Source organism: Mycobacterium lentiflavum (assembly GCF_022374895.2).
GTDB classification, from domain to species: Bacteria; Actinomycetota; Actinomycetes; order Mycobacteriales; family Mycobacteriaceae; genus Mycobacterium; species Mycobacterium lentiflavum.
In genome coordinates this window covers 4,111,551-4,138,214 of record NZ_CP092423.2, presented here as the reverse complement: position 1 = coordinate 4,138,214, position 26,664 = coordinate 4,111,551, and the positions used below count along the sequence as shown (strand labels likewise).

The following is a 26,664-nucleotide window of genomic DNA, read 5'->3' as shown; positions in this document are numbered from 1 at the left end:
ATGACGGTTGGCCAGTCCACAGCCAAGGCCAGGGAGCTGGTGTGGCCGCTGCTTACCGGCGTCGCGATGCTGGCCGGCTGCACGGCCGCCGGCATCGGGGCGTTGTCGTTGGCCGATGCGCTGACGGCCACCGGACTGCCGAATCCGGGCCCGGCGACCACCCTAGGCCTGCCGTTTGTCCGGGCGGCGGGCGAGATCGCCGCGGTACTGGCGGTGGGGTCGTTTCTCTGCGCGGCGTTTCTGGTGCCGCCGCAAAGCTCCGGCGTGCTCGACGCCGGCGGTTACCGGGCGCTGCGGCTCGGGACGGTCGCGTCCGGCGTGTGGGCGGTGTGCGCCGCGCTGCTGATTCCGCTCACCATTTCCGACGTCTCCGGTCATCGGTTGGCCGAGATGCTCGATCCTGTGCGGCTCTGGTCGTTGGCGAGCCTGGTCAACACCGCCTCCTCGTGGCGCTGGACGGCGTTCCTGGCCGCCGGCGTCACGCTGGCCAGCTTGGCGGTGCTGCGCTGGTCGTGGACGCCGCTGTTGCTGGCCGGTTCGTTGATCACGTTGATCCCGCTGGGGCTGACCGGCCACTCGTCGGCCGGCGGCTCGCATGACCTGGCCACCAACAGCCTGCTGATCCACCTCGTCGGCGCGAGCCTGTGGGCCGGTGGGCTGCTGGCCCTGCTGGCGCACGCGCTGCGCGGCGGTGACCACCTGGCCCTTGCGGCCCGGCGGTTCTCGGTGATTGCGTTGTGGTGCTGGGTCGCGATGGCGCTCAGCGGAGTGATGAACGCCCTGGTGCGGGTGTTGCCGTCGGACTTGCTGACCACCACTTACGGGCGGCTGGTGCTGGCCAAGTTCGTCGCGCTGTGTGCACTGGGCGTGCTGGGCTGGCGCCAGCGCCGCACTGGAGTCGTTGCGCTGCAACGTGATCCCACTTCACGCAGCGCCCTGATCCGGCTCGCGCTCGTCGAGGCGGTCCTGTTCAGCGTGACGTTCGGCATCGCTGTCGGGCTGGGCCGCACCCCCCCGCCACCACCGCCGATCCGGCTGCCGTCGATTCCCGAGGCCGAAATCGGTTACGACTTCGATGGCCCGCCGACGGTGGCGCGCATCCTGCTGGATTGGCGTTTCGATCTAATCTTCGGCACGGCGGCAATCATTTTGGCCGCGCTGTATGTCGCCGCTGTGCTGCGGCTGCGCCGGCGTGGCGACCACTGGCCCTCCGGCCGGATCCTGGCCTGGCTGCTGGGCTGCCTGACCCTGCTGTTCGTGACGTCGTCCGGGGTCGGCCGCTACATGCCGGCCATGTTCAGCATGCACATGGCCGCGCACATGGGGCTGTCGATGCTGGTACCGATCCTGCTGGTGCTGGGGGCGCCGGTCAGCCTCGCGCTGCGGGCACTGCCCGCCGCCGGCCGCGACGATCCGCCGGCCATGCGCGAATGGCTGTTGGCCGCGCTGCACAGCCGGTTGTCCCGCGTCCTGACCAATCCGATCGTGGCCACGGTGCTGTTCGTCGCGGGCTTCTACGGCCTGTACTTCGGCAGCATCTTCAACGACGCGGTGGGCAGCCATGCCGGGCACCTGGCGATGAACGTGCATTTCCTGGTCAGCGGCTACCTTTTCTACTGGGTGGTGATCGGCGTGGACCCGACGCCGCGGCCGATCCCACCGCTGGCCAAGGTGGGCGTGGTGTTCGCGTCGCTGCCCATGCATGCGTTCTTCGGCGTGGAACTGATGGGCACCCCGACCGTGCTGGGCGAGGCCTACTACCGATCGCTGGGCTTGAGTTGGCATACCGATCTGCTGGGGGATCAGCGCTTGGGCGGTGGAATCGCTTGGGCGGCAGGCGAAGTGCCGCTCGTGATCGTGATGCTCGCGTTGCTGGCGCAGTGGGCCCGCAGCGACGCGCGCACCGCGCGTCGTCTGGACCGAGCCGCCGACCGCGACGACGACGCCGATCTGACCGCGTACAACGCCATGTTGGCCGAACTGGCCCGGGGGCCGAAGCCGGCGTCGCAGGGGCCCGCGTCGCCCGATCCGCGAGCGTAACGACAAGGCGATCTCCGGCGCGGTTTTTCGCCGTGACGTTCCGCTCGCGCATCACCGTGGGTCCGTCGAGGACCCCGGGTTTCGACGGCCGGAGCCGACGCATGTCAAACCGAACTTGGCTCAGGTTAGTGCAGGTGTTGCCGACGCCAACGAATCGTGTTATGCGCCAACCTGTTTGGGCTTTGATCCGGTGCTGCTACCACCGTGGATGCGTCAGTTATGTGGTGGTTGTTGTGGGTGAAAGGGTTGATACCACCACCAGTGGGCGCGTTCGCCGGTGGGCCCGGGGCACGGTGGGACGGCGGGCGGGGGCCGGTTGGGGGGCCGCGCCAGCGATCTGCTGCTGAGCTGTCGGCCGGCGCTGTCGGTGACGATGAGGTGGTCTGCGGGTCCGGTGATGGTGATGAGGCCGCGGTGGTGCAGCCGGTGGTGGTAGGGGCATACCAGCACCAGGTTGGACAACTCGGTGGGTCCGCCGTCTTCCCAGTGCCGGAGATGGTGCGCGTGCAAACCGCGGGTCGCCCCACAGCCGGGGACCGCGCAGGTGGGGTGGCGGTGCTCGAGTGCGCGGCGAAGCCGTCGGTTGATCTGGCGGGTCGTTCGACCGGCGCCGATGACTTGGCCGTCCCGTTCGAACCACACCTCGAAGGCCGCATCACACGTCAGGTATCGCCGTTCGGCGTCGGTGAGCAGCGGTCCCAGGTGCAGCGCCGCGGCGCGTTGCGCAACGTCGACGTGGACCACCACGGTGGTGTGCTGCCCGTGCGGGCGGCTGGCCGCCTCGGCATCCCACCCGGCCTCGACCAGACGCATAAACGCGTCGGTGGCGTTCGGGAACGGGGGCCGCCGATCTGATTGACGGTCGCCGTGGTCGCGTTTCCACTGGCCGATCAGCGCGTCCCGATGACACGCCAGCGCCGCCTCGAACTTCGCCGCGTCCAGGTGGGCAAGTTTGATCCGCCAACAGCTGGACTGCTCGTCGGAGGTCATGGTGACCGACGGCTGCGGTTTCGGCCGAGGACCAGGGTGGGGTCGCGGTTCCAGCTTGACCGCGGTGCGCAATTGGCTGACCGTCGCTACCTCGGCCAGCGCCGCGTAGTGCTCATCGGATCCCTCGCCGGCGGATCCCGCGATGACGCCGAGCTGATCCAGCGACAGCCGACCCTGGGCCATCGCCTGCACACAGCGGGGAAACTCCTGCCGCCGACGCGCCACCGTGGCGATCGTGTGGGCGTTTGCCGACGACGAGCCAAGCTTCCAGGCCACCAACGCCGCCACCGACCGCGCGCCCGTCGCGCCGCACAGCTCGTCGCGGTCGAGCTCGGCAACGATCTCCACGATGCGACCATCGATCGCGTTGCGCTGACCCGCCAACTCCGCTAGCTCCTCAAACAACACCCCCACACGCTCGGCGGGGCTCACTGCCGCGGCAGGCGATGCGGTCGAAGACATAACGCCACCATCGCAGCCAGGTACGACAAAGTTCGGCGCCATCACGCCCCCCGCCCGGCGCCTCGCGCCCTTATCCACAGCCAGGAGTTTGTCCACAGACCCTGCCGGCCATCGCATCGGATTGCGGCTGACTCGTCGGTGTCTGCGCGCTCAATGAGCGGCAAGCACGAGCAACACCTGAGACATCTGCGAAAGGAAATTGAGCCCATGTTCGAAACCCAGCTGACCGTCGTCGGTCATATCGTCAACGATCTGCAGCGCCGCAACGTCGGCGGGCAGGAACTCATCAAGTTCCGGGTGGCCAGCAATTCCCGCCGGCGCACCGGCGCGGGGAGTTGGGAGCCGGGAAACTCGCTGTTCGTCACCGTCAACTGCTGGGGAAAGCTGGTCACCGGGGTCGGGGCTGCGCTGGGCAAGGGCGCGCCGGTGATCGTGGTGGGCCACGTGTACACCAGCGAGTACGAGGACCGCGACGGCAATCGCCGTTCGTCGCTCGAGATGCGCGCGACGTCGGTCGGCCCGGACTGCTCGCGCGCGATCGTGCGCATCGAAAAGCCCGGCTACGCCGGACCCGGCGCTGAACTGGCGCCGGCCCACGCTGCAGAGCCGGCAACCGGGGATAAGGAGGTCGAATCCGACGACCGCGCCGAGGACCCCGGCCCGCTGTCGCTGTCGGCATAGCTGACGGCGTCGGGTCGGCACCGTCCGGTGATGCCTAGGATGGTCCGCGAGATCATTCTCGAAGACCAGAAAGGCAAAACCGCGGCATGGCTGAGTTCATCTACACGATGAAAAAGGTCCGCAAGGCGCACGGCGACAAGGTGATCCTGGATGACGTCACGCTGAGCTTCTTCCCGGGCGCCAAGATCGGTGTCGTCGGGCCTAACGGCGCCGGCAAGTCGAGCGTCTTGCGGATCATGGCCGGACTGGACAAGCCGAACAACGGCGACGCGTTCCTGGCCAACGATGCCACGGTCGGCATCCTGCAACAGGAGCCGCCGTTGAACGAGGAGAAGACCGTTCGCGGCAACGTGGAGGAGGGCTTGGGCGAGATCAAGGTCAAGCTCGACCGCTTCAACGAGGTCGCCGAGCTGATGGCCACCGACTACTCCGACGAGCTGATGGAGGAGATGGGCCGGCTGCAAGAGGAGCTGGACCATGCCGATGCGTGGGACCTCGACTCGCAGCTGGAGCAGGCGATGGACGCCCTGCGCTGCCCGCCGCCCGACGAGCCGGTGACCAACCTGTCCGGTGGTGAGCGCCGCCGGGTTGCGCTGTGCAAACTGCTGCTGTCCAAGCCCGATCTGCTGCTGCTCGACGAGCCGACCAACCACCTCGACGCCGAGAGCGTGCAGTGGCTCGAACAGCATCTGGCCAGCTATGCCGGCGCGATCCTGGCCGTCACCCACGACCGCTACTTCCTGGACAACGTCGCCGAATGGATCCTGGAACTCGACCGCGGCCGCGCCTATCCCTACGAGGGCAACTACTCGACCTACCTGGAGAAGAAGGCCGAGCGGATCGCGGTTCAGGGTCGCAAGGACGCCAAGCTGCAGAAGCGGCTGCAAGAGGAACTGGCCTGGGTGCGCTCGGGCGCCAAGGCGCGCCAGGCCAAAAGCAAGGCCCGCCTGCAGCGCTACGAAGAAATGGCCGCCGAGGCGGAAAAGACGCGCAAGCTCGACTTCGAGGAGATCCAGATCCCGGTCGGGCCGCGGCTGGGCAATGTAGTGGTCGAGGTCGACCACCTGGACAAGGGCTACGACGGACGCACCCTGATCAAGGATCTGTCATTCACCTTGCCCCGCAACGGCATCGTCGGCGTCATCGGTCCCAACGGCGTCGGTAAGACCACGCTGTTCAAAACGATCGTCGGTCTCGAGGAGCCGGACAGCGGCACGGTGAAGGTCGGCGAGACCGTCAAGCTGAGTTACGTCGATCAGAGCCGCGCCGGCATCGATCCGAAGAAAACCGTCTGGGAAGTCGTCTCCGACGGGCTGGACCACATTGTCGTCGGCCAGAGCGAAGTGCCGTCGCGGGCGTACGTGTCGGCGTTCGGATTCAAGGGCCCCGATCAGCAGAAGCCGGCGGGTGTGCTGTCCGGTGGTGAGCGCAACCGGCTCAACCTCGCGCTGACGCTGAAGCAGGGCGGAAACCTGATCCTGCTCGACGAGCCGACCAACGACCTCGACGTCGAAACGTTGGGTTCGCTGGAGAACGCCCTCGAACAATTTCCCGGCTGCGCGGTGGTGATTTCGCACGACCGCTGGTTCCTCGACCGCACCTGCACGCACATCCTGGCTTGGGAGGGCGACGATGACAACGAGGCCAAATGGTTCTGGTTCGAAGGCAACTTCGGCGCATACGAGGAAAACAAGGTCGAACGACTCGGAGCCGAAGCCGCCAGGCCGCACCGGGTGACGCACCGCAAGCTGACGCGGGACTAGTGTCACCTGTGCCAGCAGCCCCGCAACGACGCGGCCGGGTCGGTCGCCGAGAAGTGGGGTGACTGAGCGTAGTGCCATCCGTCCTGAGTAGGGAGCTAGCGGCATGACGATCGGTTCCGGACCGAAGCAGGCGACTACCCCGTGGACCGCGTTCTCCACGATGTCGGACGTTCCTGACTGGATTTCCAAGGCCTACATCGAGACTTATCGCGGCCCCCACGACAAAGAACCCGGAACCCTCGAAACCGGCGTCATCGACCTGACCATCCCGGCCGCCATCCTCACCCCGGCGTTGCTGAGCGCGCACTACCGGCTGGGCCGGCACCGGCCGCCCGGCGAGAACTGTGTCGCGGTCTACCCGCCCGACGATCCCGCGGGCTTCGGACCCGCGCTGCAGGTCGTCACCGACCACGGCGGCATGCTGATGGACTCCGTCACGGTGCTGCTGCACCGGCTCGGTGTCTCCTACTCCGCGCTGATGACTCCGGTGTTCGATGTGCAGCGCAACCCGGCGGGGGACTTGGTCAGCATCGAACCCAAGGCGCCCGGCACTCCGCAATACGTCGGCGAGGCGTGGATCCACATCCAGTTCGTGCCGTCCGTCGACACCAAGGCGCTCGCCGAGGTCGAGACGGTGCTGCCCAAGGTGCTCAGCGACGTCCAACAGGTGGCCGCCGACGCCGCAGCGATCATCGCCGCCCTGAGCAACCTGGCCGCAGACGTCGAAAACAACCCCGGCGGGCGCTTCACGGCGCCCGACCGTGAGGATGTCGCGGCGCTGCTGCGGTGGCTGGGTGAGGGGAACTTCCTGCTGCTGGGCTACCAGCGATGCCGGGTGCACGACGGTCTGGTCTCCGGCGACGGGACCAGCGAGCTCGGCGTGCTGCGCAACCGGCCCGGTTCGCGCCCGCGGCTGACCGACGACGACAAACTGCTGGTGCTGGCCCAGGCCACCGTCGGCAGCTACCTGCGCTACGGCGCCTATCCCTATGCCATCGGGGTGCGCGAGTACGTCGACGGTAGCGTGATCGAGCACCGCTTCGTCGGGCTGTTCACCGTCGCCGCCATGAACGCCGATGTGCTGGAGATCCCGTCGATTTCGCGCCGGGTCCGCGAGGCGCTGGCGATGGCCGACAGCGACCCCGTCCACCCGGCCCAGTTGATCCTCGACGTGATCCAGACCGTCCCGCGTTCGGAGTTGTTCGCCCTCAGCGGCGAGCGACTTTTCACGATGGCCAAAGCCGTGGTGGATCTGGGATCCCAGCGCAGAGCTTTGTTGTTCGTACGGGACGACCGGCTGCGCTACTTCGTCTCCTGCCTGGTCTATGTGCCCCGCGATCGCTACACGACGGCCGTGCGGTTGCAGATCGAGGACATCCTGGTCCGCGAATTCGGTGGGACGCGATTGGAATTCACCGCGCGAGTCAGCGAATCTCCTTGGGCGCTAATGCATTTCAGGGTGCGTCTGCCCGAAGACGCGGGCCCGGTCGATGTCTCCGAAAAGAACCGGATGCGAATCCAGGCGCTGATCAGCGAGGCCGCGCGCACCTGGTCCGACCGGCTCGTCGCCGCCGCACCCACCGGAACGATCTCGCATGCCGACGCCGAGCACTACGCCGACGTCTTCTCCGAGGCGTACAAGTCGGCGGTGACCCCGGCCGATGCGATCGGCCATGTCAACATCATTAACGAGCTGACCGACGATTCGGTCAAGCTGGTGTTCACCGATCGCGGCGAGGAAACCGCGCAGCTGACCTGGTTCCTGGGCGGGCACAGCGCCTCGCTGAGCCAGCTGCTGCCGATGCTGCAGAGCATGGGCGTCGTCGTGCTCGAGGAACGCCCGTTCACGGTCATCCGGCCGGACGGATTGCCGGTGTGGATCTATCAGTTCCGGATCTCGCCGCACCAGACCATCCAGCTGGCCCGCGCGCAAGCCGACCGCGACGCGACGGCGGAACGATTCGCCGAGGCCGTCACCGCGATTTGGCACGGCCGGGTGGAAGTCGACCGGTTCAACGAGCTGGTGATGCGCGCCGGGCTGAGCTGGCAGCAGGTTGTGCTGTTGCGCGCCTACGCAAAGTACTTGCGGCAAGCCAACTTTCCCTACAGCCAGTCCTATATCGAATCGGTGCTCAACGAGCATCCCTCGACCGCGCGATCGCTGGTGCGCCTGTTTGAGGCGTTGTTCGATCCCAGCGGATCGGCGACGAGCCGCGACGCGCAAACGGCCGCCGCCGCCGTCGCCGCGGACATCGACGCGTTGGTCAGCCTGGACACCGACCGCATCCTGCGTGCCTTCGCGTCACTGGTGCAGGCCACGCTGCGCACGAATTACTTTGTGACACGCGAGGGTTCGGCCCGGGCCCGCAACGTGCTGGCGATCAAGCTGGATGCCCAGCTGGTCGACGAGCTCCCGCTGCCGCGACCCAAGTACGAGATCTTCATCTACTCACCGCGCGTCGAGGGCGTTCACCTGCGGTTCGGCCCGGTGGCCCGCGGCGGGCTGCGCTGGTCGGACCGGCGCGACGATTTCCGCACCGAGATCCTGGGCCTGGTCAAGGCGCAGGCGGTGAAGAACGCCGTCATCGTTCCGGTCGGGGCCAAGGGCGGTTTCGTCCTCAAGCGTCCGCCACTGCCCACCGGCGACGCCGCGGCCGACCGCGACGCGACCCGCGCCGAGGGCGTCGCCTGCTATCAGCTCTTCATCTCCGGGTTGCTGGATGTCACCGACAATGTCGACCATTCAACCGGAAAGGTAAGCCCCCCAACGCAAGTAACGCGCCGCGACGGTGACGACGCCTACCTGGTGGTCGCCGCGGACAAGGGTACCGCGACCTTCTCGGACATCGCCAACGACGTCGCCCACGCCTACGGGTTCTGGCTGGGCGATGCCTTCGCTTCCGGCGGATCGGTCGGCTACGACCACAAGGCCATGGGAATCACTGCCAAGGGCGCCTGGGAAGCCGTCAAACGACACTTCCGCGAGATGGGCGTCGACACCCAGACCGAGGACTTCACGGTGGTGGGCGTCGGCGACATGAGCGGTGACGTGTTCGGCAACGGCATGCTGCTGAGCAAGCACATCAGGCTGGTTGCCGCGTTCGATCACCGGCACATCTTCCTAGACCCCGACCCCGACGCGGCGAGGACATGGCCGGAGCGCCAGCGGATGTTCGACCTGCCACGGTCCAGTTGGGAGGATTACGACAAGTCGCTGATCAGCGAGGGCGGCGGGGTGTACAGCCGCGAGCAGAAGTCGATCCCGATCACCCCGCAGGTGCGTCTGGCCCTCGGCATCGACGAGGAGGTCACCGAGATGGCCCCGCCCAACCTGATCAAGGCAATCCTGCTCGCGCCGGTGGACCTACTGTTCAACGGTGGCATCGGCACCTACGTCAAAGCCGAATCCGAGTCCGACGCCGACGTCGGCGACCGGGCCAACGACCCGGTGCGTGTCAACGGAAACCAGTTGCGCGCCAAGGTGATCGGTGAGGGCGGCAACCTCGGCGTGACGGCGCTGGGCCGCGTCGAGTTCGACCTCGCGGGTGGGCGGGTCAACACCGACGCGATGGACAACTCCGCCGGGGTGGATTGCTCCGACCACGAGGTCAACATCAAGATCCTGATCGACTCGCTGGTCACCGCCGGCAAGGTCAAGGCCGACGAGCGCAGCGCGCTGCTGGAATCGATGACCGACGAGGTCGCCAAACTGGTGCTCGCCGACAACGAGGACCAGAACGACCTGATGGGCACCAGCCGCGCCAACGCCCCCAGCCTGCTGCCGGTGCACGCGTTGCAGATCAAGTTCCTCGAAGAAAACGGCGTCGACCGCGAACTGGAAGCGTTGCCGTCCGAGAAGGAAATCGCGCGGCGCACCGAAGCCGGTCTCGGGCTGACCTCACCCGAGCTCTGCACGCTGATGGCTCACGTCAAGCTGCTCCTGAAAGCGGAAATGCTGACCACTGAACTGCCGGAGCAGGACGTCTTCGCGTCGAGGTTGCCCCGTTATTTCCCGACACCGTTGCGGGAGCGGTTCACCCCGGAGATCCGCACTCATCAGCTGCGCCGCGAAATCGTCACGACGATGCTGATCAACGACATGGTGGACGCTGCCGGCATCAGCTACGCCTACCGGCTCACCCAGGACGTCGGCGTCGGGCACACCGACGCGATACGCACCTGGGTCGCCACCGACGCCATCTTCGGGATCGACGAGATCTGGCGCGGTATCCGCGCGGCGGATATCCCGGTCGAGCTGTCGGACAAAATGACCCTGGACACCAGACGTTTGATCGACCGCGCCGGACGCTGGCTGCTCAACTACCGTCCGCAGCCGCTGGCCGTCGGCGCCGAGATCAACCGCTTCGCCGCCAAGGTCAAAGCGCTAACCCCCCGGATGTCGGAATGGCTGCGCGGTGACGACAAGGCCATCGTCGAACAGGAAGCCGCAGCGTTCGCCGCCGAGGGTGCGCCGAAAGAGTTGGCCTACCTGGTAGCGGCCGGTCTCTACCGCTTCAGCCTGCTCGACATCATCGACATCGCCGACATCACCGAGACCGAAACCGCCGACGTCGCGGACACGTATTTCGCGCTGATGGACCGGCTGGGCACCGACGGCCTGCTCACCGCGATATCCGCGCTGCCCCGAGACGACCGCTGGCATTCCTTGGCGCGCTTGGCAATTCGCGACGATATCTACGCGTCGCTGCGGTCGCTGTGTCTCGACGTGCTGGCGGTGGGAGAGCCGGACGAAAGTGGGGAAGAGAAGATCGCGGAGTGGGAGCACATCAGTGCGTCCCGAGTGGAGCGGGCCAGGCGAACGCTCACCGAAATCTATGCAAGCGGCGGCAAGGATCTCGCGACGCTGTCGGTGGCCGCGCGACAGATCCGCCGCATGACCCGCACCAGTGGACGGGGGACTTCGGGGTGACCGTCGGATTCGTCGCCCAGGTGCCGGTGCGCTGGTCGGACATCGACATGTACCAGCACGTCAACCACGCCACGATGGTCACGCTGCTGGAAGAGGCGCGGGTTCCGTTCCTCAAACCGGCTTTCGAGGTCGACATCTTGGAGATCGGGCTGCTGATCGCCGACGTACGGGTGACCTACAAGGCACAGCTGAAGTTGGTCGATTCGCCCCTGCAGGTGACCGTTTGGACCAAACAGCTGCGGACTGTCGACTTCACGCTCGGTTACGAGGTGCGTTCGGTCGGCGCCGATCCGCAGTCCAAACCGGCCGTCATCGCCGAGTCGCAGCTGGCCGCGGTTCACATCCAGGAGCAGCGGCTGGTGCGCCTGGGACCACAGCATCGGGAGTACTTGCAACGGTGGCTGCGTTAGCTGATCGCGGGTTGTGGCTGGGCCCGGCATCGATGGCGGCCCATCGCGCCGACCTGGCTGCGTTCATCGATCGTGCTCTGCACCTCGACGATGCCGCGGTCATTCGGTTGCGTACTCGCTCATCCGGTTTGCTAACAGCCTGGATGGCAACGGGTTTCGACGTGCTCGCCAGCCGGGTAGTGCTGGGCCGGGTGAGCCCGGACGACATGACGGTCGCTGCGGACGGGTTGGCCCGCGGGCTGTCGGCGATGGACGACACCGGCTACGTCGACCCGGGTTTCGCGATGGACTCGTCGTGGCGCAGTGCACTGCCGCCGGAGTCCGGCTTCACCCACCTCGACGACGTGCCGGCCCAGGTGGTGCTGGATCTGGCGCACGAAGGCGCACGGCTGGCCAAGGAGCACAGCAGCTCGCACGGCCCGCCGGCCTCGCTGCTCGACCAGGAGGTGATCCGGGTCAGCTCGGCCGACGCCAGCGTCGGGCTACCGATGCGTTGTGTGTTCGCGTTGACAGCAATGGGTTTCCTGCCGCAGTCAAGGGATGCAATCGACGCGAGCGAAATCATCCGGGTTCGCACCCTTCCGGCCTGGTTGCGTCTGGACGCCCGCTTCGGCTCGGTGTACCGCCGGCGCGGTGAAGCGGCGATGGTGCTGCGCTGAGCGGTGGCTCAGGTCGGGTATAACAACCACAACGGCAAGACGGCATCCAGGTAATCCATGAACTTCTTGAGCCCCACTCGGTATTGCCCGAATCCGTATGGATCTTCGGCATATTCCGGAAACGCGATGCCCAGCCCGAAGAGTCCCGGGGCAAGGATTCCGTTTCTCCGGTTGTAATCCAGCGGGCCCCACTGCGGTGTCTCGGGCAGCTTTCGGCGCTCGAAGCCGACGGTATAGACCACGCGATCGCATTGTGCGAGTGTGTCGTCGAATTCCGGGCTTGAAACCCAGCACCTATCCAGTCGCTCCGGATGGACGCCGTCGATGTTCTCCCGCGCCCACGCCGCCGCCCGGCCTTTGAGGCCGGTGTCGTCGAACAGAATCCAATTATCCAGATACACAGCGTATTTCAGCGGGCTCTGGTAGAAGTTGATCACCCGTTTGACGGGTTGGCGCAACAGATTCGGCAGCACGATCATCGAGGAGTGCGACGAGCCGAAGACGGCGACCGTCGTGCCGTCGAGCGACTGCTCGGCCAACCGGTCGGGATCCAGCGCGACCTCCACGGCAATCTCCTCGAGGCCAGGATAAGCAAGCTTCTTGGGCACCGCGCCGACGGCCAGGATCACATTTTCGGAGACGACTTCTTGTTGTTCGGTTTCAATTCTCCATTGCCTATTGCCCAGAAAAAGGGCGGTCGCTGTGGTCTGAAAGACGTGTACCCGCTCACGCAGGTGCGCAGTAATCCACACCAACGGATCGGCCACCAGGTCAAGGGCGCACGTCTCGCTCGGCTCGACATCGTGCAACGGAAGCTGCGGTGCTTCCGAGAACCGAAATGCCGCAGAGCTATTCAGGAAGTGCAGGAATGTTTCGGCGATGGTATTACTCGATACCGCCCGCCACTTCTGGCCGAAATCGCCTGCCGCAAAAGCCGGATCGATCCAGGCGATCGACTCCGCCGCGATGCCCCGATCTAAAAGCCTTCCCACCGCAGCAATTCCGGCGGGGCCGGCTCCGATCACTGCCCACGCATACGCTGCCATGTAACACATATAGGCCAGCGCGGGCCGCGGCGCGAATTGGTCCCCGGGGCAGGTTAGACCAACCAGGCCGCGGCGTCGGTCGGCAACTGACCGTCGACCAACGGCGCACTGGCGAAAATGAGTTCGCCGGCGGGCAGTGCCATCGGACGCTTTCCGGTGTTCAGCGCGCACACCAGGCCCCCGGGTCGCCGGAATACCAGCGCATCGTCGGTTGCGGTCAGCCACTCCAGCTCGACGCCGTCGAATTCAGCGCGCTCCCTGCGCAATTTGAGCACCGTGCGGAAAAACGTCAACGTCGAGTCGGGATCGGCGTCCTGCTTTTCGACCGTCAGCGACGCCCAGTCGGCCGGCATCGGCAACCAGGTGTCGGGCGAACTGGAGAACCCGAACGGGGGAGTATCGCCCGACCACGGCAGCGGAACCCGGACCTTGTCGCGGCCCCGCTCGGTGTGCCCGGAGCGTTCCCAGGTCGGGTCCTGCAGCACCTCTTCGGGCAGGTCCAGCACGTCGGGCAGCCCGAGCTCCTCGCCGTTGTAGATGAACACAGTGCCGGGCAGGGCCAGCATCACCATCGCCATCGCTCGCGCCCGGCGCAGCCCGATTTCGCCGCCGCCGTAGCGGGTGACCTCCCGGTCAATGTCGTGGTTGGACAGCGTCCAGGTCGGAACGGAGTCATAGATGGCGGTGGCCTTCAGCGAGTTCTCGACGGCGTCGTGAATTTGGTGGGCGACGAAGGCGACCTTGGTCAGCCGGAAGTTGAAGCCGAGATGCAGTTCGTCGGGCCGGAGGTACTCGGCCCAGAGCATGTTGTCCAGCACCCACACTTCGCCAATGGTCACCGCACCGTCGTACTCGTCGACGATCTTGCGGATCTTGCGATGGATGTCGTGCACGGCCGCGTTGTTGAAGCGCGGGTCGTCGTCGCTGTGCGACAACACCTTGACGGCTTCCTTCGCGTCGGGCAGGCCGGCCGGCTTGGCCATCCCGTGCGCTACGTCGATGCGGAAGCCGTCCACGCCACGCTCCAGCCAGAACCGCAGCGAAGCCTCGAAGTCGTCGAACACTTCAGGGTTGTCCCAGTTCAGGTCCGGCTGGTGGGTGTCGAACAGGTGTAGGTAGTACTGGCCGGGATTGCCGTCGGGCTCGACCACCCGCTCCCAGGCCGGGCCGCCGAAGACCGACGTCCAGTTATTCGGGGGCAGCGCACCGTCGGGCCCCTTGCCGTCGCGGAAGTAGTAACGCTCCCGGGCATCGGTGCCGGGACCGGCGGCCAGCGCGGCCTGGAACCACGCGTGCTGGGAGCTGGTGTGGTTGGGCACCACGTCCATGGTGATCTTGATGTTGCGCTCGTGGGCTGCCGTGATCAGCCGTTCGATCGCGGGCATCCCGCCGAACAGCGGGTCGATGTCGCGCGGATCGGCGACGTCGTAGCCGTGGTCGGCCATTGGCGAGACGGTGACTGGGCTGAGCCAGATCGCGTCGATGCCCAGCCGCACCAGGTGATCGAGATGGGCAACGATGCCGTCGATGTCGCCGACGCCGTCGCCGTTGCTGTCGGCGAAGGACCGTGGATAGACCTGGTAAAAGACCGCGTTCGACCACCATGCTGCGGGGCTCATATTGCTCCGTTCGGTTGCGAGGTATCTACAAGGGTGAATTGACGAGTGAGTGTGCAGCCATTTCCAGATAGTTGAGCAGCTCTCGGCGATGCTCGTCGTCGAGAGTCTGTGCATCGATCGACGCGACGGCGGTGTGCATGCAGCGCAGCCACGCATCGCGCTCGATCGGGGTGATCCGGAACGGCACATGACGCATCCGCAGCCGCGGGTGTCCGCGCTGGTCGGAGTAGGTGCGCGGACCGCCCCAGTACTGCTCGAGGAACATGCGCAGCCGCTCTTCGGCGCCGCTGAGGTCGTCCAGCGGATACAGCTCACGCAGGATTTCGTCCTCGGGGACCTGCGCGTAAAAGCGCGCCACGATCGTTTTGAAGGTCTCGGCACCGCCGACGGCGTCGTAGAAGGACTGTTGTACCTGATCCATCACCCTCCATTGTGGTGCATCGGCATGCTGGCGCAGTCAAACGGGCGGGAGTCGCCCTGCTGTTCACCGGTTCGACACGGCGTGCAGCAACAATTAGGCGTGCGATTGGCGACGAATCATGGTGGACTATCCGCGGAGGATTTATGGCGCAGGGCAAGAGACGCCGCAGCCACCGAAGTTCAGGGGCCGCGGCAGGGCTAACCGGACCCACAACCGCGTCGTCCCTGCACAGCGTTTCCCACCGTCCCGCCCCGGGCGCCGATACCCATCCGTCCAACCGGCACGAAAGCGCTTCGATCTGGAGTCGCCGCCGGGTTCTGCTGCTGAATTCCACCTACGAACCGCTGACCGCACTGCCGATGCGGCGCGCGATCGTGATGGTGATCTGCGGCAAGGCCGATGTGGTGCACCACGACCCGTCCGGCCCGGTCATCCACTCGGCGAGCGAGTCGATCCTGGTGCCGTCGGTGATCCAGCTGCGGACCTACGTCCGGGTTCCCTACCGGGCCCGGGTCCCGATGACCCGCGCCGCGCTGATGCACCGCGACCGCTTCTGCTGCGCCTACTGCGGAGCGAAGGCCGACACCGTCGACCACGTCGTGCCGCGCAGCCGCGGCGGCGGACACTCGTGGGAGAACTGCGTCGCCTGCTGCTCGACCTGCAATCACCGCAAGGGCGACAAGCTGCTCGCCGAACTCGGTTGGTCACTGCGCCGGGCTCCGCTGCCGCCCACCGGGCAGCATTGGCGACTGCTTTCCACGGTCAAGGAAATGGATCCGTCGTGGGTCCGTTACCTCGGCGAGGGCGCGGCCTGACCGCCAATCTTGTGTCCAAGCGCGCCGTGGGATCACTCGGTGGGATACGGTTTCCGTCGTGAGCGCTATGGAGATTCACCTGTACGTGGTTGGAATCCCGGTGTTGCTGGTGATCGTGCTGGCGGCGCTGATCTGGTCGCGCAAGGGGCCGCACCCGGCGACCTACAAGATGTCCGAGCCGTGGACGCATCCGCCGATTCTGTGGGCTGCCACCGACGAATTCGTCGGCCACTCGCACGGTCATCACGCATCGGAGTTCTCGGTCGGAGGTGGCGCCAGTGGCACATGGTGAGGTAGCGACGAAAGCACCGGCGGAACTGCCCGTCGGCTTCGCGGTCACCAGCAGCGGACGGGTTTCCGGCGTCACCGAGCCCGGTGAGCTGTCGGTGCACTACCCGTTCCCGATCGCGGACCTGGTCGCCATTGATGACGCCCTGAAATACGGCTCGCGCCAGTCGATGACGCGGTTCGCCGTCTACATCGGCGACCTGGGCAGTGACACCGCGGCCCGGGCGCGCGAGATCCTGGCCGACGTGCCGACGCCGAACAACGCAGTGCTGCTGGCGGTCTCGCCCGACCAAGCCGTCATCGAGGTGGTCTACGGCTCCGAAGTCCGCGGACGCGGCGCCGAGTCGGCTGCCCCGCTGGGCGTGGCCGCTGCCTCGGCGGCGTTCGAGCAGGGGCATTTGGTCGACGGTCTGGTCAGCGCGATCCGCGTGCTCAGCTCCGGTATCACCCCGGCTTAGCGAGGCATGAGCCACTTCACGTCCGGGTTGCGACCACGGGTCGTGCGGTCGTCGCGCTGACGTTGGTTCTGCTGCTCCTGCTCAGTGGCCTCGGCCTACGCCCGGCGCTCGCCGAGCGTCTCAATGACAGCGGCACCGAACGGGGCCGCGACCTACAGGTGCCCATCTCGCAGTGCATGTCGGCTCGGAGCGCCGACGAGATGACGGTGACCTCAGCAACCGTCCAGTAGCGCTGCAATGGCGCTCGCGGTTATTGCTGACCCGCGTCGAAGGTGCGGGCCCGCAACGCCCGCTTCACCCCGGCCTGGCCCTCCAGCACCAGCCGGCGCAGGGCCGGAGGCACCTCGGAGTCGGGCGCGGACAGGAACTCGTCGGCGGCGGCGATGCCCTCCTCGCTGATGTTCCAGGACGGGTAGAGCCCGATCACCACGGTTTGCGCGACCTCGCTGGAGCGCCGCGCCCAGACGCCGGGAATGGCCTGGAAATAGCGCGCGGTGAACGGCTTGAGCAACTCACCCTGGCCGGGCGCCCCGAATCCCCCGACGATCGAGCGCGCCGCCGTGTTGGGCACGGTGTCGTCCTCAACCACCGTGATGAACGCCTGCTCCTTGACCTCGAGTTGCGGGCGGGCCGCGGCAGCCTGGGCGCCGTGACGCTTGCCGGTCGCGGTCGGGTCGCGCCGCACCTCGGCATCGATGAACGGCGTCTCGATGCCGTCCGCGTCGATGTCACCGGCGGTGGCCAACGCGGTCACGATGCGCCAGCGTAGGTCGGTGTCGATCTCGAGGCCCGCCAGCCCCAATTCGGACGGATCCCGATCGAGCAGATCGGCGAGCGCCGCGATGTGCCGGTCGGACAGCACCGACGAGCACAGCGTGTTGACGAAGGCGAGCTGGTGATCCGATCCCGGTTCGGCGGCCCGCGCCAGCGCCAGCACCCGATCGGCGAACTGCGGCCAGCCGTGCTCGCGTGCCCAGCCCGGCTCGGCGTAGGAGCCCAGCGCCGTCTGTGCCTGCATCAGCAGCCGTTGTGCCACACCGACTTCCGTCTCTGCCTGCACACCACCGGAGACGAGGGCGACGAAGTCGCGGGCGCGCAGTTCGGCGTCGCGGGTCATCTCCCACGCCGCCGACCACACCAGCGAGCGGGGCAGCGCCTCGGCGATGTCGGCGATGCGCTCCAGCGCGGTCCGCAACGACTGCGGATCCAGACGCAACGAGCAATAGGTCAGGTCGTCATCGTTGACCAGAATCAGCTTGCCGGACGAAACACCAACCAGCCCAGGAACTTCCGTCTCCGGACCGTCGACGTCGAGTTCCTCTCGGTGCACCCGCACCAGCTTGCCCGCGCCGTCGTCGTCATAGACCCCGACCGCCAGCCGATGCACCCGGGTCTCGCCGGCGCCCGGCGCCGCGCCGCTTTGCGTCAGCACGAACCGAGTGAACTTCCCGTCGCCATCGGTGTCGAATTCCGGGCGCAGCGTGTTCAGGCCGGTGGTTTTCAACCACTGCTGTCCCCAATTCGACAGGTCACGACCTGATGCCTGCTCCAGCGCGGACAGCAGATCGTCGAAGGTGGCGTTGCCGAATGCGTGCGTGCGGAAGTAGTCGCGCAGCCCGGCCAGGAAGTGCTCCAGCCCGACATAGGCGACCAGCTGCTTGAGCACCGAGGCGCCCTTGGCGTAGGTGATGCCGTCAAAATTCACCTCCACCGCGTGCAGGTCGGGGATGTCGGCGGCGATCGGGTGCGTCGAGGGCAGCTGGTCCTGGCGATAGGCCCACGATTTCTCAACGGTGGCGAAGGTTGTCCACGCCGTGGTGTATTCAGTCGCTTCGGCCTGGCAGAGCACGGAGGCGAACGTGGCGAAGGATTCGTTGAGCCACAAGTCATCCCACCAGGTCATGGTGACCAGATCGCCGAACCACATGTGCGCCATCTCGTGTAGCACCGTCTCGGCGCGCCGCTCGTAAGACGCGCGGGTGACCTTGCTGCGGAACACGTAATCCTCGAGGAAGGTCACCGCCCCGGCGTTTTCCATTGCGCCGGCGTTGAATTCAGGGACGAACAGCTGATCGTACTTGCCGAACGCGTATGGCACGCCAAAGTTCTTGTGGTAGAAGCCAAATCCCTGCTTGGTCTCGGTGAACAACCGCTCGGCGTCCATATGCTGCGCCAGTGAGGTCCGGCAGTAGATGCCCAGCGGGATCTCGCCGTGTTCGTCGCGGTAGGAGTCCTTCCACTCGGCATACGGGCCCGCGATCAACGCCACCAGATAGGTGCTCATCCGCGGTGTGATCGCGAAACTGTGCACGCCGCCCTCGACCGAGGTGGTGGGGGCGTTGGAGATCACCTTCCAGTGCGCGGGTGCGGCCACCCGCAGGTCGAACGTGGCCTTGAGGTCGGGTTGGTCGAAGCAGGCGAACATGCGCTTGGCGTCCGCAGTTTCGAACTGCGAATACAGGTAGGTCTCGTTGTCGACCGGGTCAACGAAGCGATGCAGTCCCTCGCCGGTGTTGGAGTAGCGGCAGTCGGCGTCGACGACGACGACGTTGCGGTCGGCCAGTCCCCGCAACGGGATGCCGGTCGACTCGTCGTATCCGGAGACGTCCACGTCGCGTCCGTTGAGGGTGGCACTGCGAACGGTCTCGGCCGCCAGGTCGATGACCGTGTCGGCGCCCGCGAGTGCGTCGAACACGACGGTGGTGGTGGAGCGGAATGTTCGTTCGCCGGGCCCGCCTCCAGGTCCCGAGCCGTCGGTGACGTCGAGGCTGATCTGGTAGCTGTCGACGGTGATCAGAGCCGCGCGTTCGACGGCTTGGTCGCGGGTGAGGTTAGGAAGGGCCACCCGTCCAACTTAGTAGCGTCACGAGCTCCCAGCGCGGAACGGGAACACGCGCGCGGCGACTACGGTTGTGCACAACGGTGTGCTAACCGTTTCCCGATCTCTCTCCGAGAGGACTGCGCAATGTCCGAGAAGGCCCCCGCGAAAAACAAGGCCGATTTCTGGTTCGACCCGCTGTGCCCATGGGCATGGATCACGTCGCGCTGGATCCTCGAAGTCGAAAAGGTTCGCGACATCGAGGTGAACTTCCACGTGATGAGCCTGGCAGTGCTCAACGAGAACCGCGAAGACCTGCCCGAGCAGTACCGCGAGAACATGAAGCGGGCCTGGGGCCCGGTGCGGGTGGCGATCGCCGCCGAGCAGGCTCACGGCGCCGAGGTGCTCGCCCCGCTCTACACCGCAATGGGCACCCAGATTCACAACAAGGGCAACAAGGAACTCGACGACGTCATCAAGCTGGCGCTGGACGAGGTCGGCCTGCCGGCCGAACTCGCCGCCGCCGCCGAGAGCGATTCCTACGACGAGGCGCTGCGCAAGAGCCACCACGCCGGCATGGACGCCGTCGGCGACGACGTCGGAACGCCCACCATCCACGTCAACGACGTCGCGTTCTTCGGGCCGGTGCTGTCGCGGATCCCGCGCGGCGAGGAAGCCGGCAAGCTGTGGGACGCCTCGGTGACCTTCGCCGCCTACCCGCACTTCTTCGAGCTCAAGCGGTCGCGCCACGAAAAGCCCGAGTTCGACTGACAACCGGTTAATCCCGCGGGTGTCGAGTGTGAATTTCACGACGCGACACGCCGGATACGCGTCGCGCAGTTCACTCTCGGTCGACGGTGGCGGGATTGCCTCGGGCCTCCTCGTGCACAATGACGGTCATGCGCGTCTACCTGGGTTCAGACCATGCTGGATTCGAGCTCAAGCAAGCGATCATCGACCACCTCAAGAAGACCGGACACGAGCCGATCGACTGCGGCGCCTTCACCTACGACGCCGAGGATGACTACCCCGCGTTTTGCATCGACGCCGCAAGCCGCGCGGTGGCCGACCCCGACAGCCTGGGCATCGTGATCGGGGGATCGGGCAACGGTGAACAGATCGCGGCCAATAAGGTGCCGGGCGCCAGGTGCGCGCTGGCGTGGAGCGTCGAGACCGCCTCGCTGGCGCGTCAGCACAACAACGCGCAGCTGATCGGCATCGGCGGTCGGATGCACACCGTGACCGAGGCGCTGACGTTCGTCGACGCCTTCCTCACCACGCCGTGGTCGAAAGCCGAACGCCACCAACGGCGTATCGACATTCTCGACGAGTACGAGCGCACTCACCAGGCCCCGCCGGTGCCCGGCGCGCAGGCGTAGGGTGCCCGAAGGGCATACGCTGCACCGCTTGGCGCGGTTGCACCAACGCCGCTTCGGCGGCGCGCCGGTCGCGGTGTCCAGTCCGCAGGGCCGCTTCGCCGACGCGGCGGCAACGGTCGACGGCCACGTGTTGCGCAAGTCCAACGCCTGGGGCAAGCATCTGTTCCACCACTACGCCGGCGGACCGATCGTGCACGTGCACCTGGGTCTCTACGGCACCTTCACCGAGTGGAAACGCGGCGACGAGCTTCCCGAACCGGTTGGACAGGTCCGAATGCGGATGGTTGGCGCCGAGTACGGAACCGACCTGCGCGGCCCGACGGTGTGCGAGGTGATCGACGAGGCTCAGGTCAGCGACGTCGTCGCGAAGCTCGGTCCCGATCCGTTGCGCAGCGACGCCGACCCGGCGTGGGCGTGGAACCGAATCATGAAGTCCCGCAGGCCTATTGGTGCGTTGTTGATGGACCAGGGCGTCATCGCCGGGGTGGGCAATGTGTATCGAAGCGAGTTGTTGTTCCGTCATCGCATCGATCCGTACCGGCCCGGTCGAGGGGTCAGCGAAGCGGAGTTCGACGCCGCATGGACCGATCTGGTCGCGCTGATGAAGGTCGGCTTGCGGGGCGGCAAGATCGTCGTGGTGCGCCCCGTTCACGATCACGGCCCGCCGTCCTATGCACCCGACCGGCCCCGCACGTATGTGTACCGGCGCGCCGGCGAGGCGTGTCGCGTGTGCGGCGGGCCGATCAGCACCGCAGTCCTCGAGGGCCGCAACGTGTTCTGGTGCCCGAACTGCCAGAAGTGATGCTTTGGATTTGTCAGGAAACTGACAGGAAGAAACGCTGGCGTCTATAGTTTTCCATCGCGTTATCGTGGGTAGAAGTTGCGCTTGTGAAACCGATACCGCGTTTAGCTGCAACGATTTTCGCGGGGGCCGCGTTGGCTCTGGCGGCTGTGGGCGTGGCCGCCGAGGCGGCCGCGCAGCCCGGTCCGTTCCCGCGATGGTGCCCGGGGGAGTGGTGGGACCCGGGCTGGGGCAACAACTGGGACTGGAACAACTGCCACGACTGGCGTGGAGGCCCGCCGGGGCCGCCTGGAAATCCGTGGGACCGTGGGCCGGGGTGGGGACCGCCCGGACCGCCGCCACCGCCGCCGTGGGGACCGCCGCCGCCTCCTGGATGGCACCCCTGATCGCGTCCATACCGACAACTGCGCCCTGCCGGCATAAGTTCGGCAGGGCGCGGCTATCTCGGGTGACTCAGCAGACGTCGACACCCAGCGCGGCGTACACCTCGTTAGACAGGGCGAGGCTGCGTGGGTCCGCGTTGGCCTTGGTCGCGTCGAAGCGATTCGCCACATACGCGTAGCCGATGCCGTGCTCCAAGTCGACGAAGCCGAACGAGCCGCCCAGCCCACCGTGGCCGAAGATGCGCGGGCTGGGTCCGTTGACGCAACGCTGGTTGAGCATGTAACCCAGGCCCCAGCCGTGGTCGGCGACGCGGGGGCCGAGCACCAGGTCGTTCTCCAGGCCGCCCTGCGGCACCCGGATCAGATCCATGTGTTCTCGGCTGAGCAGCTTCTCCTGGGCGAGCGCGTTGTAGAACGTGGCCAATCCCAGGGCCGACACCTGGCCGTTGGTGCCCGGGAATTCGAGCCGGCGCCACAGGTTGAGGTCGTAGGAGCTGACCTCATCGTCGGGCGCGAAGCCCATGGCGACCGCGAGCCCCGCCTTGGGGTGGTCGGCGAGGCTGGTCGGGTCGCTGGGGATATGGGTGAGCAGGTCACGCATATGCGGCTTGTTCACCCGCTCGGCGCAACGCCGTTGCTCGGCGTCGGACAGGCCGATGTGGACGTCGGCGCCCAGCGGCTCGGCGATCTCGGTGCGCAGGTAATGACCGATCGTGCGGCCGGTCGTGCGGCGGAAGACCTCGCCACAGATGAAACCGAAGGTCGTCATGTGGTAGCCCTGCGCGGTGCCCGGCTCCCACCATGGTTCGGCGGCGGCGATCTGTTCGCACGCGTAGTCCCAGTCGGTGACCTGTTGCCAGCTCATCGGCGTCCGCGGTCCGATGACGCCGGACCGGTGGCTCATCACCATGGCCAGCGTGATGTCCTGCTTGCCTGCCTGGCCGAACTCGGGCCAATACCGTGCTACCGGCGCGTACAGGTCCAGTTCACCGCGGTCGATGAGCTGGTGCATGCAGGTGGCCGACAGTCCCTTGGTGCCGGACAGCACGGTGGTCAGCGTGTCTTGCTCCCAGGGCCGGGTGCCGGCCGCGTCGGCCCAGCCGCCCCAGAGGTTGACGACGAGGTCGCCGTCGACCCAGACGGCGACGGCCGCGCCTTGCTCCAGACGCTCCGCAAAGTTGCGCTCGAACGCATCGCGGACACCGGCGAAGTCCGGCGCGCATGAGCCCTTGATGTCCACGTCCAGTTTCAGGTCGCTCATGGCGTCTTTCTGCGGAGCACTACTTACCCGGAGCGGGCGACGGGAATCGAACCCGCGTAGCTAGTTTGGAAGACTAGGGCTCTACCATTGAGCTACGCCCGCATGTATTAGTCGAGCGTGACTGTATCTGGCGGCGAACATCAAATCTAATCGACGCGGCCTTGTGACCGCTTTGTTAGGTCTGCGAGGCCGTTGGTGGGCCGACGCCGTCGCGCCGTAGGATCGCGAGGTCAGCGCGGGGTGTAGCGCAGCTTGGTAGCGCATCCGCTTTGGGAGCGGAAGGCCGCAGGTTCAAATCCTGTCACCCCGACCACGCGCCGCACCACCGAGAACAAAGAACGAGGAGCACACCCGTGAAAAGCAGCGTCGAGCAGTTGAGCCCCACCCGGGTGCGCATCAACGTTGAGGTGCCGTTCACCGAACTCGAGCCTGACTTCCAGCGCGCGTACAAGGAGCTGGCCAGGCAGGTCCGGCTACCCGGGTTCCGGCCCGGCAAGGTGCCGATGAAGTTGCTGGAGGCGCGTTTCGGCCGCGAGGAGATGCTCGACCAGGTCGTCAACGAGGCGCTGCCCACCCGGTATGGACAAGCGGTCACCGAGACCGAGGTGCATCCGATCGGCCGGCCCGAAATCGAGGTGACCAAGAAGGAGTACGGCGCGGACCTCGCCTTCACCGCCGAGGTCGATGTCCGCCCCAAGATCACCCTCCCGGACCTCAGTGGGCTGAAGGTGTCGGTGGATCCGATCGCGATCAGCGACGACGACGTCGATGCCGAGCTGCAGTCGCTGCGGGCTCGGTTCGGCACCCTGACCGGAGTGGATCGTCCGGCCGCCGAGGGCGACTTTGTCTCGATCGACCTGTCGGCGACGATCGACGGCGAAGAGATTCCGGGCGCCGCCGCGCAGGGCCTGTCGCATGAGGTTGGCTCCGGCCGGCTGATCGAAGGCCTCGACGACGCGATCGTCGGCCTGTCCGTCGACGAGTCCAAGGAGTTCACCGCCAAGCTGGCCACCGGCGAACACGCCGGCAAGGACGCGCAGGTGACCGTGACCGTCAAGACGATCAAGCAACGCGAACTGCCCGAGCCCGATGACGAATTTGCGCAATTGGCAAGCGAATTCGACACTATCGATGAGCTGCGCAGCAACCTGCGCGACCAAGTGGCCAACCTCAAGCGCGCCGAGCAGGCCGGCAAGATCCAGGAAGCCACGATGGACGCGCTGCTCGAGCAGGTCGACGTGCCACTGCCCGAGGGCATCGTCGCCGAGCAGTTCGACAGCGCCATGCACGGCGCCATCGACAGCGTCAACCATGACGAAGCCAAGTTCGCCGAGGTGCTTGCCGAACAGGGCAAAACGCGCGAGGAGTTCGAAACCGAGACGCGCACCGCGGTAGAGAAGGACGTCCAGCGCCAGCTGCTGTTCGACGCGCTGGCCGATGAATTGGGAGTCCAGGTCGGCCAGGATGACCTGACCGAGCGACTGGTGGCCACATCGCGGCAGTACGGCATCGAGCCGCAACAGTTGTTCTCCTACCTTCAGGAAAACAACCAGCTGCCGGCCATGTTCGCCGATGTGCGGCGCGGTCTGGCGATCGCCGCGGTGGTCGCCAAGGCGACGGTCACCGACACCGACGGCAACACCATCGACACGAGCGAGTTCTTCCCGGACCGCACCAAGAACGACGCTGACGCGCAGGACGCAACGGACGCTGCAACGGACGCTGACGACACGGCCGAAGAGTCCAGCGAGGAATGACCCGAGCGTGACGCTGTGAGCGAACGCGCCCGTTTCGGGGGTGCGTGGCCGCGAAACGGTGCGCTTGGTTGGTTAGTGTCGTCAGTACAGATCGCAAAGAAAGCAGGTAACCCAGTCGTGACTGATATGCGTTCGAATTCGGTGGGTCTCAACCTCACGGACTCGGTCTATGAGCGCTTGCTCTCCGAGCGCATCATCTTCCTGGGTTCGGAGGTGAACGACGAGGTCGCCAACCGGCTGTGCGCGCAGATTCTGCTGCTCGCCGCCGAGGACAGCGACAAGGACATCAACCTCTACATCAACTCCCCGGGCGGATCGATCAGCGCGGGGATGGCGATCTACGACACGATGGTGCTGGCGCCTTGTGACATCGCTACTTATGCGATGGGCATGGCCGCCTCGATGGGCGAGTTCCTGTTGGCGGCGGGGACCAAGGGCAAGCGCTACGCGCTGCCGCACGCCCGCATCCTGATGCACCAGCCGCTGGGTGGGGTGACCGGTAGCGCGGCCGACATCGCCATCCAGGCCGAGCAGTTCCACGTCATCAAGAAGGAGATGTTCCGGCTCAACGCCGAGTTCACCGGCCAGTCGATCGAACGCATCGAGGCCGACTCCGATCGCGACCGGTGGTTCACCGCGCAGGAGGCCCTGGAATACGGCTTCGTCGACCACATCATCACTCGCGCCGCCCACATCACCAATGGAGAAGCCCGATGAGTTTCCAGCACCCCGAAACCCAGCCCCAGGCGCGCTACATCCTGCCGTCGTTCATCGAGCACTCGAGCTTCGGCGTCAAGGAGTCCAACCCGTACAACAAGCTGTTCGAGGAACGCATCATCTTCCTCGGTGTGCAGGTCGACGACGCCTCGGCCAACGACATCATGGCGCAGCTGCTGGTGTTGGAGTCGCTGGACCCCGACCGCGACATCACCATGTACATCAACTCGCCCGGTGGCGGATTCACCTCGCTGATGGCGATTTACGACACCATGCAGTACGTGCGCGCCGACATCCAGACGGTGTGCCTGGGTCAGGCCGCCTCCGCCGCGGCGGTGCTGCTGGCCGCCGGTACGCCGGGTAAGCGGATGGCGCTGCCCAACGCGCGGGTGCTGATCCACCAGCCGTCGCTGCAGGGTGTGATCCAGGGGCAGTTCTCCGACCTGGAGATCCAGGCCGCCGAGATCGAGCGGATGCGCACCTTGATGGAGACCACGCTGGCCCGGCACACCAACAAGGAGCCCTCGGTCATCCGCAAGGACACCGACCGGGACAAGATCCTGACCGCCGAAGAGGCCAAGGACTACGGGATCATCGACACCGTTCTCGAGTACCGCAAGCTTTCGGCTCAAACCGCGTGAGTTTGCGCCGAACGTGCGCTCACTGCGAATTTTCGGCTGATTTTTCGCGCTGAGTGCACACTCGTCGAACATCGTCGTTGGCCGCTGTTCGGGTAGGCGATCAATCGGCTGCACCGCGACGATTTCGGCCGGGGCATCGGCCAGCAGCCGCGCAGACCACAGCGGGCCGGACAGGTCGTGCCCGCTTGCTTCCAGCTCGGTGGCCAGGCCGCCGTCGCTGATCAGGATCGATTCGCCAGCCCTGAAAATTCCCCCGGCCAATCCCACCTCGCCACTGTATGGTGGTGGCCTGGCAACCAGCTTGGTGTTAGCAGCCTCGGTGGG

The 26,664-nt window shown here is 66.3% G+C and carries 22 protein-coding genes, 2 tRNA genes and 1 pseudogene; 17 read left to right on the top strand and 8 right to left on the bottom strand.

The window, feature by feature from the left end:
* Nucleotides 1–2,040, top strand: coding sequence for a bifunctional copper resistance protein CopD/cytochrome c oxidase assembly protein (locus MJO58_RS19225; RefSeq protein WP_239720559.1), 2,040 nt, complete (start codon nucleotides 1–3; stop codon nucleotides 2,038–2,040).
* A gap of 213 nt (nucleotides 2,041–2,253) precedes the next feature.
* Here the strand turns inward: MJO58_RS19225 and MJO58_RS19220 are convergent, their stop codons facing one another.
* Complete coding sequence (locus MJO58_RS19220) at nucleotides 2,254–3,492, bottom strand: HNH endonuclease signature motif containing protein (RefSeq protein ID WP_239720557.1); 1,239 nt, start codon at nucleotides 3,490–3,492, stop codon at nucleotides 2,254–2,256.
* Nucleotides 3,493–3,699: 207 nt separating this feature from the next.
* Here MJO58_RS19220 and MJO58_RS19215 point away from each other — a divergent pair, with 207 nt between their 5' ends.
* The 5 genes from MJO58_RS19215 to MJO58_RS19195 all read left to right on the top strand — a co-directional run bounded on the left by MJO58_RS19215 (nucleotide 3,700) and on the right by MJO58_RS19195 (nucleotide 11,935).
* Nucleotides 3,700–4,173 (top strand): single-stranded DNA-binding protein, encoded by a 474-nt coding sequence (locus MJO58_RS19215; RefSeq protein ID WP_239720555.1) that lies wholly within the window; start codon nucleotides 3,700–3,702, stop codon nucleotides 4,171–4,173.
* Between the two features lie 86 nt (nucleotides 4,174–4,259).
* Nucleotides 4,260–5,936, top strand: a complete 1,677-nt coding sequence (gene ettA / locus MJO58_RS19210) for an energy-dependent translational throttle protein EttA (protein WP_090604677.1) — start codon at nucleotides 4,260–4,262, stop codon at nucleotides 5,934–5,936.
* Between the two features lie 103 nt (nucleotides 5,937–6,039).
* Nucleotides 6,040–10,866 (top strand): NAD-glutamate dehydrogenase, encoded by a 4,827-nt coding sequence (locus MJO58_RS19205; protein WP_239720552.1) that lies wholly within the window; start codon nucleotides 6,040–6,042, stop codon nucleotides 10,864–10,866.
* Nucleotides 10,863–11,276 (top strand): acyl-CoA thioesterase, encoded by a 414-nt coding sequence (locus MJO58_RS19200; protein WP_090604673.1) that lies wholly within the window; start codon nucleotides 10,863–10,865, stop codon nucleotides 11,274–11,276. Before MJO58_RS19205 ends, MJO58_RS19200 begins: the two co-directional genes overlap by 4 nt.
* Before the next feature lie 32 nt (nucleotides 11,277–11,308).
* Nucleotides 11,309–11,935: a DUF8185 domain-containing protein gene (locus MJO58_RS19195; RefSeq protein WP_239723351.1), complete on the top strand. Its 627-nt coding sequence runs from the start codon at nucleotides 11,309–11,311 to the stop codon at nucleotides 11,933–11,935.
* Nucleotides 11,936–11,943: 8 nt separating this feature from the next.
* Here the strand turns inward: MJO58_RS19195 and MJO58_RS19190 are convergent, their stop codons facing one another.
* The 3 genes from MJO58_RS19190 to MJO58_RS19180 all read right to left on the bottom strand — a co-directional run bounded on the left by MJO58_RS19190 (nucleotide 11,944) and on the right by MJO58_RS19180 (nucleotide 15,021).
* On the bottom strand, nucleotides 11,944–12,960 hold the full coding sequence (locus MJO58_RS19190; RefSeq protein ID WP_239723350.1) for an FAD/NAD(P)-binding protein: 1,017 nt from the start codon (nucleotides 12,958–12,960) through the stop codon (nucleotides 11,944–11,946).
* A 74-nt stretch (nucleotides 12,961–13,034) separates the two neighbouring features.
* Nucleotides 13,035–14,600 (bottom strand): glycoside hydrolase family 13 protein, encoded by a 1,566-nt coding sequence (locus tag MJO58_RS19185; RefSeq protein WP_239720550.1) that lies wholly within the window; start codon nucleotides 14,598–14,600, stop codon nucleotides 13,035–13,037.
* 25 nt (nucleotides 14,601–14,625) lie between these two features.
* Nucleotides 14,626–15,021, bottom strand: coding sequence for a globin (locus tag MJO58_RS19180; RefSeq protein ID WP_090604667.1), 396 nt, complete (start codon nucleotides 15,019–15,021; stop codon nucleotides 14,626–14,628).
* A 143-nt stretch (nucleotides 15,022–15,164) separates the two neighbouring features.
* On the opposite strand from MJO58_RS19180, the gene MJO58_RS19175 reads away from it, so the two are divergent.
* The 3 genes from MJO58_RS19175 to MJO58_RS19165 all read left to right on the top strand — a co-directional run bounded on the left by MJO58_RS19175 (nucleotide 15,165) and on the right by MJO58_RS19165 (nucleotide 16,582).
* Nucleotides 15,165–15,836, top strand: coding sequence for an HNH endonuclease (locus MJO58_RS19175; protein ID WP_090604665.1), 672 nt, complete (start codon nucleotides 15,165–15,167; stop codon nucleotides 15,834–15,836).
* A 67-nt stretch (nucleotides 15,837–15,903) separates the two neighbouring features.
* Nucleotides 15,904–16,128: an aa3-type cytochrome oxidase subunit CtaJ gene (gene ctaJ, locus MJO58_RS19170; RefSeq protein ID WP_090604663.1), complete on the top strand. Its 225-nt coding sequence runs from the start codon at nucleotides 15,904–15,906 to the stop codon at nucleotides 16,126–16,128.
* A complete protein-coding gene (locus MJO58_RS19165; protein ID WP_217493140.1) occupies nucleotides 16,115–16,582 on the top strand; it encodes a DUF5130 domain-containing protein in 468 nt (155 codons plus the stop codon). Before ctaJ ends, MJO58_RS19165 begins: the two co-directional genes overlap by 14 nt.
* A 250-nt stretch (nucleotides 16,583–16,832) precedes the next feature.
* Here MJO58_RS19165 and pepN read toward each other — a convergent pair whose 3' ends face one another.
* On the bottom strand, nucleotides 16,833–19,427 hold the full coding sequence (pepN, locus tag MJO58_RS19160) for an aminopeptidase N (RefSeq protein ID WP_239720549.1): 2,595 nt from the start codon (nucleotides 19,425–19,427) through the stop codon (nucleotides 16,833–16,835).
* A gap of 120 nt (nucleotides 19,428–19,547) precedes the next feature.
* On the opposite strand from pepN, the gene MJO58_RS19155 reads away from it, so the two are divergent.
* The 4 genes from MJO58_RS19155 to MJO58_RS19140 all read left to right on the top strand — a co-directional run bounded on the left by MJO58_RS19155 (nucleotide 19,548) and on the right by MJO58_RS19140 (nucleotide 21,967).
* Nucleotides 19,548–20,171 carry a mycothiol-dependent nitroreductase Rv2466c family protein gene (locus MJO58_RS19155; RefSeq protein ID WP_239720547.1) on the top strand — a complete coding sequence of 208 codons (624 nt, stop codon included), beginning with the start codon at nucleotides 19,548–19,550 and terminating at the stop codon, nucleotides 20,169–20,171.
* Between the two features lie 128 nt (nucleotides 20,172–20,299).
* Nucleotides 20,300–20,779 (top strand): ribose-5-phosphate isomerase, encoded by a 480-nt coding sequence (locus MJO58_RS19150; RefSeq protein ID WP_217493139.1) that lies wholly within the window; start codon nucleotides 20,300–20,302, stop codon nucleotides 20,777–20,779.
* Between the two features lies 1 nt (nucleotide 20,780).
* Nucleotides 20,781–21,581: an Fpg/Nei family DNA glycosylase gene (locus MJO58_RS19145; protein ID WP_239720545.1), complete on the top strand. Its 801-nt coding sequence runs from the start codon at nucleotides 20,781–20,783 to the stop codon at nucleotides 21,579–21,581.
* Nucleotides 21,582–21,667: 86 nt separating this feature from the next.
* Nucleotides 21,668–21,967 (top strand): Mtp family mycobacterial-type pilin, encoded by a 300-nt coding sequence (locus MJO58_RS19140; protein WP_259608712.1) that lies wholly within the window; start codon nucleotides 21,668–21,670, stop codon nucleotides 21,965–21,967.
* Nucleotides 21,968–22,034: 67 nt separating this feature from the next.
* Here the strand turns inward: MJO58_RS19140 and MJO58_RS19135 are convergent, their stop codons facing one another.
* Together MJO58_RS19135 and MJO58_RS19130 are read right to left on the bottom strand one after the other, a co-directional pair.
* Nucleotides 22,035–23,225 (bottom strand): serine hydrolase domain-containing protein, encoded by a 1,191-nt coding sequence (locus tag MJO58_RS19135; protein WP_239720542.1) that lies wholly within the window; start codon nucleotides 23,223–23,225, stop codon nucleotides 22,035–22,037.
* A gap of 31 nt (nucleotides 23,226–23,256) precedes the next feature.
* Nucleotides 23,257–23,327 (bottom strand) — tRNA-Gly (locus MJO58_RS19130).
* 134 nt (nucleotides 23,328–23,461) lie between these two features.
* Here MJO58_RS19130 and MJO58_RS19125 point away from each other — a divergent pair.
* From MJO58_RS19125 to clpP2, 4 genes are all read left to right on the top strand, one after another.
* A tRNA-Pro gene (locus tag MJO58_RS19125) sits at nucleotides 23,462–23,538 on the top strand.
* A gap of 40 nt (nucleotides 23,539–23,578) precedes the next feature.
* A complete protein-coding gene (gene tig / locus MJO58_RS19120) occupies nucleotides 23,579–24,982 on the top strand; it encodes a trigger factor (protein WP_175364500.1) in 1,404 nt (467 codons plus the stop codon).
* Between the two features lie 126 nt (nucleotides 24,983–25,108).
* Nucleotides 25,109–25,699, top strand: a complete 591-nt coding sequence (locus MJO58_RS19115) for an ATP-dependent Clp protease proteolytic subunit (RefSeq protein WP_090604644.1) — start codon at nucleotides 25,109–25,111, stop codon at nucleotides 25,697–25,699.
* Nucleotides 25,696–26,340, top strand: coding sequence for an ATP-dependent CLP protease proteolytic subunit ClpP2 (clpP2, locus tag MJO58_RS19110; protein WP_090604641.1), 645 nt, complete (start codon nucleotides 25,696–25,698; stop codon nucleotides 26,338–26,340). The genes MJO58_RS19115 and clpP2 overlap by 4 nt, the downstream gene beginning before the upstream one ends.
* Nucleotides 26,341–26,451: 111 nt before the next feature.
* On the opposite strand, the pseudogene MJO58_RS19105 reads toward clpP2, so the two are convergent.
* Nucleotides 26,452–26,589: pseudogene (locus MJO58_RS19105) on the bottom strand (homocysteine S-methyltransferase family protein); the annotation flags it as partial.
* Nucleotides 26,590–26,664: the final 75 nt, after the last annotated feature.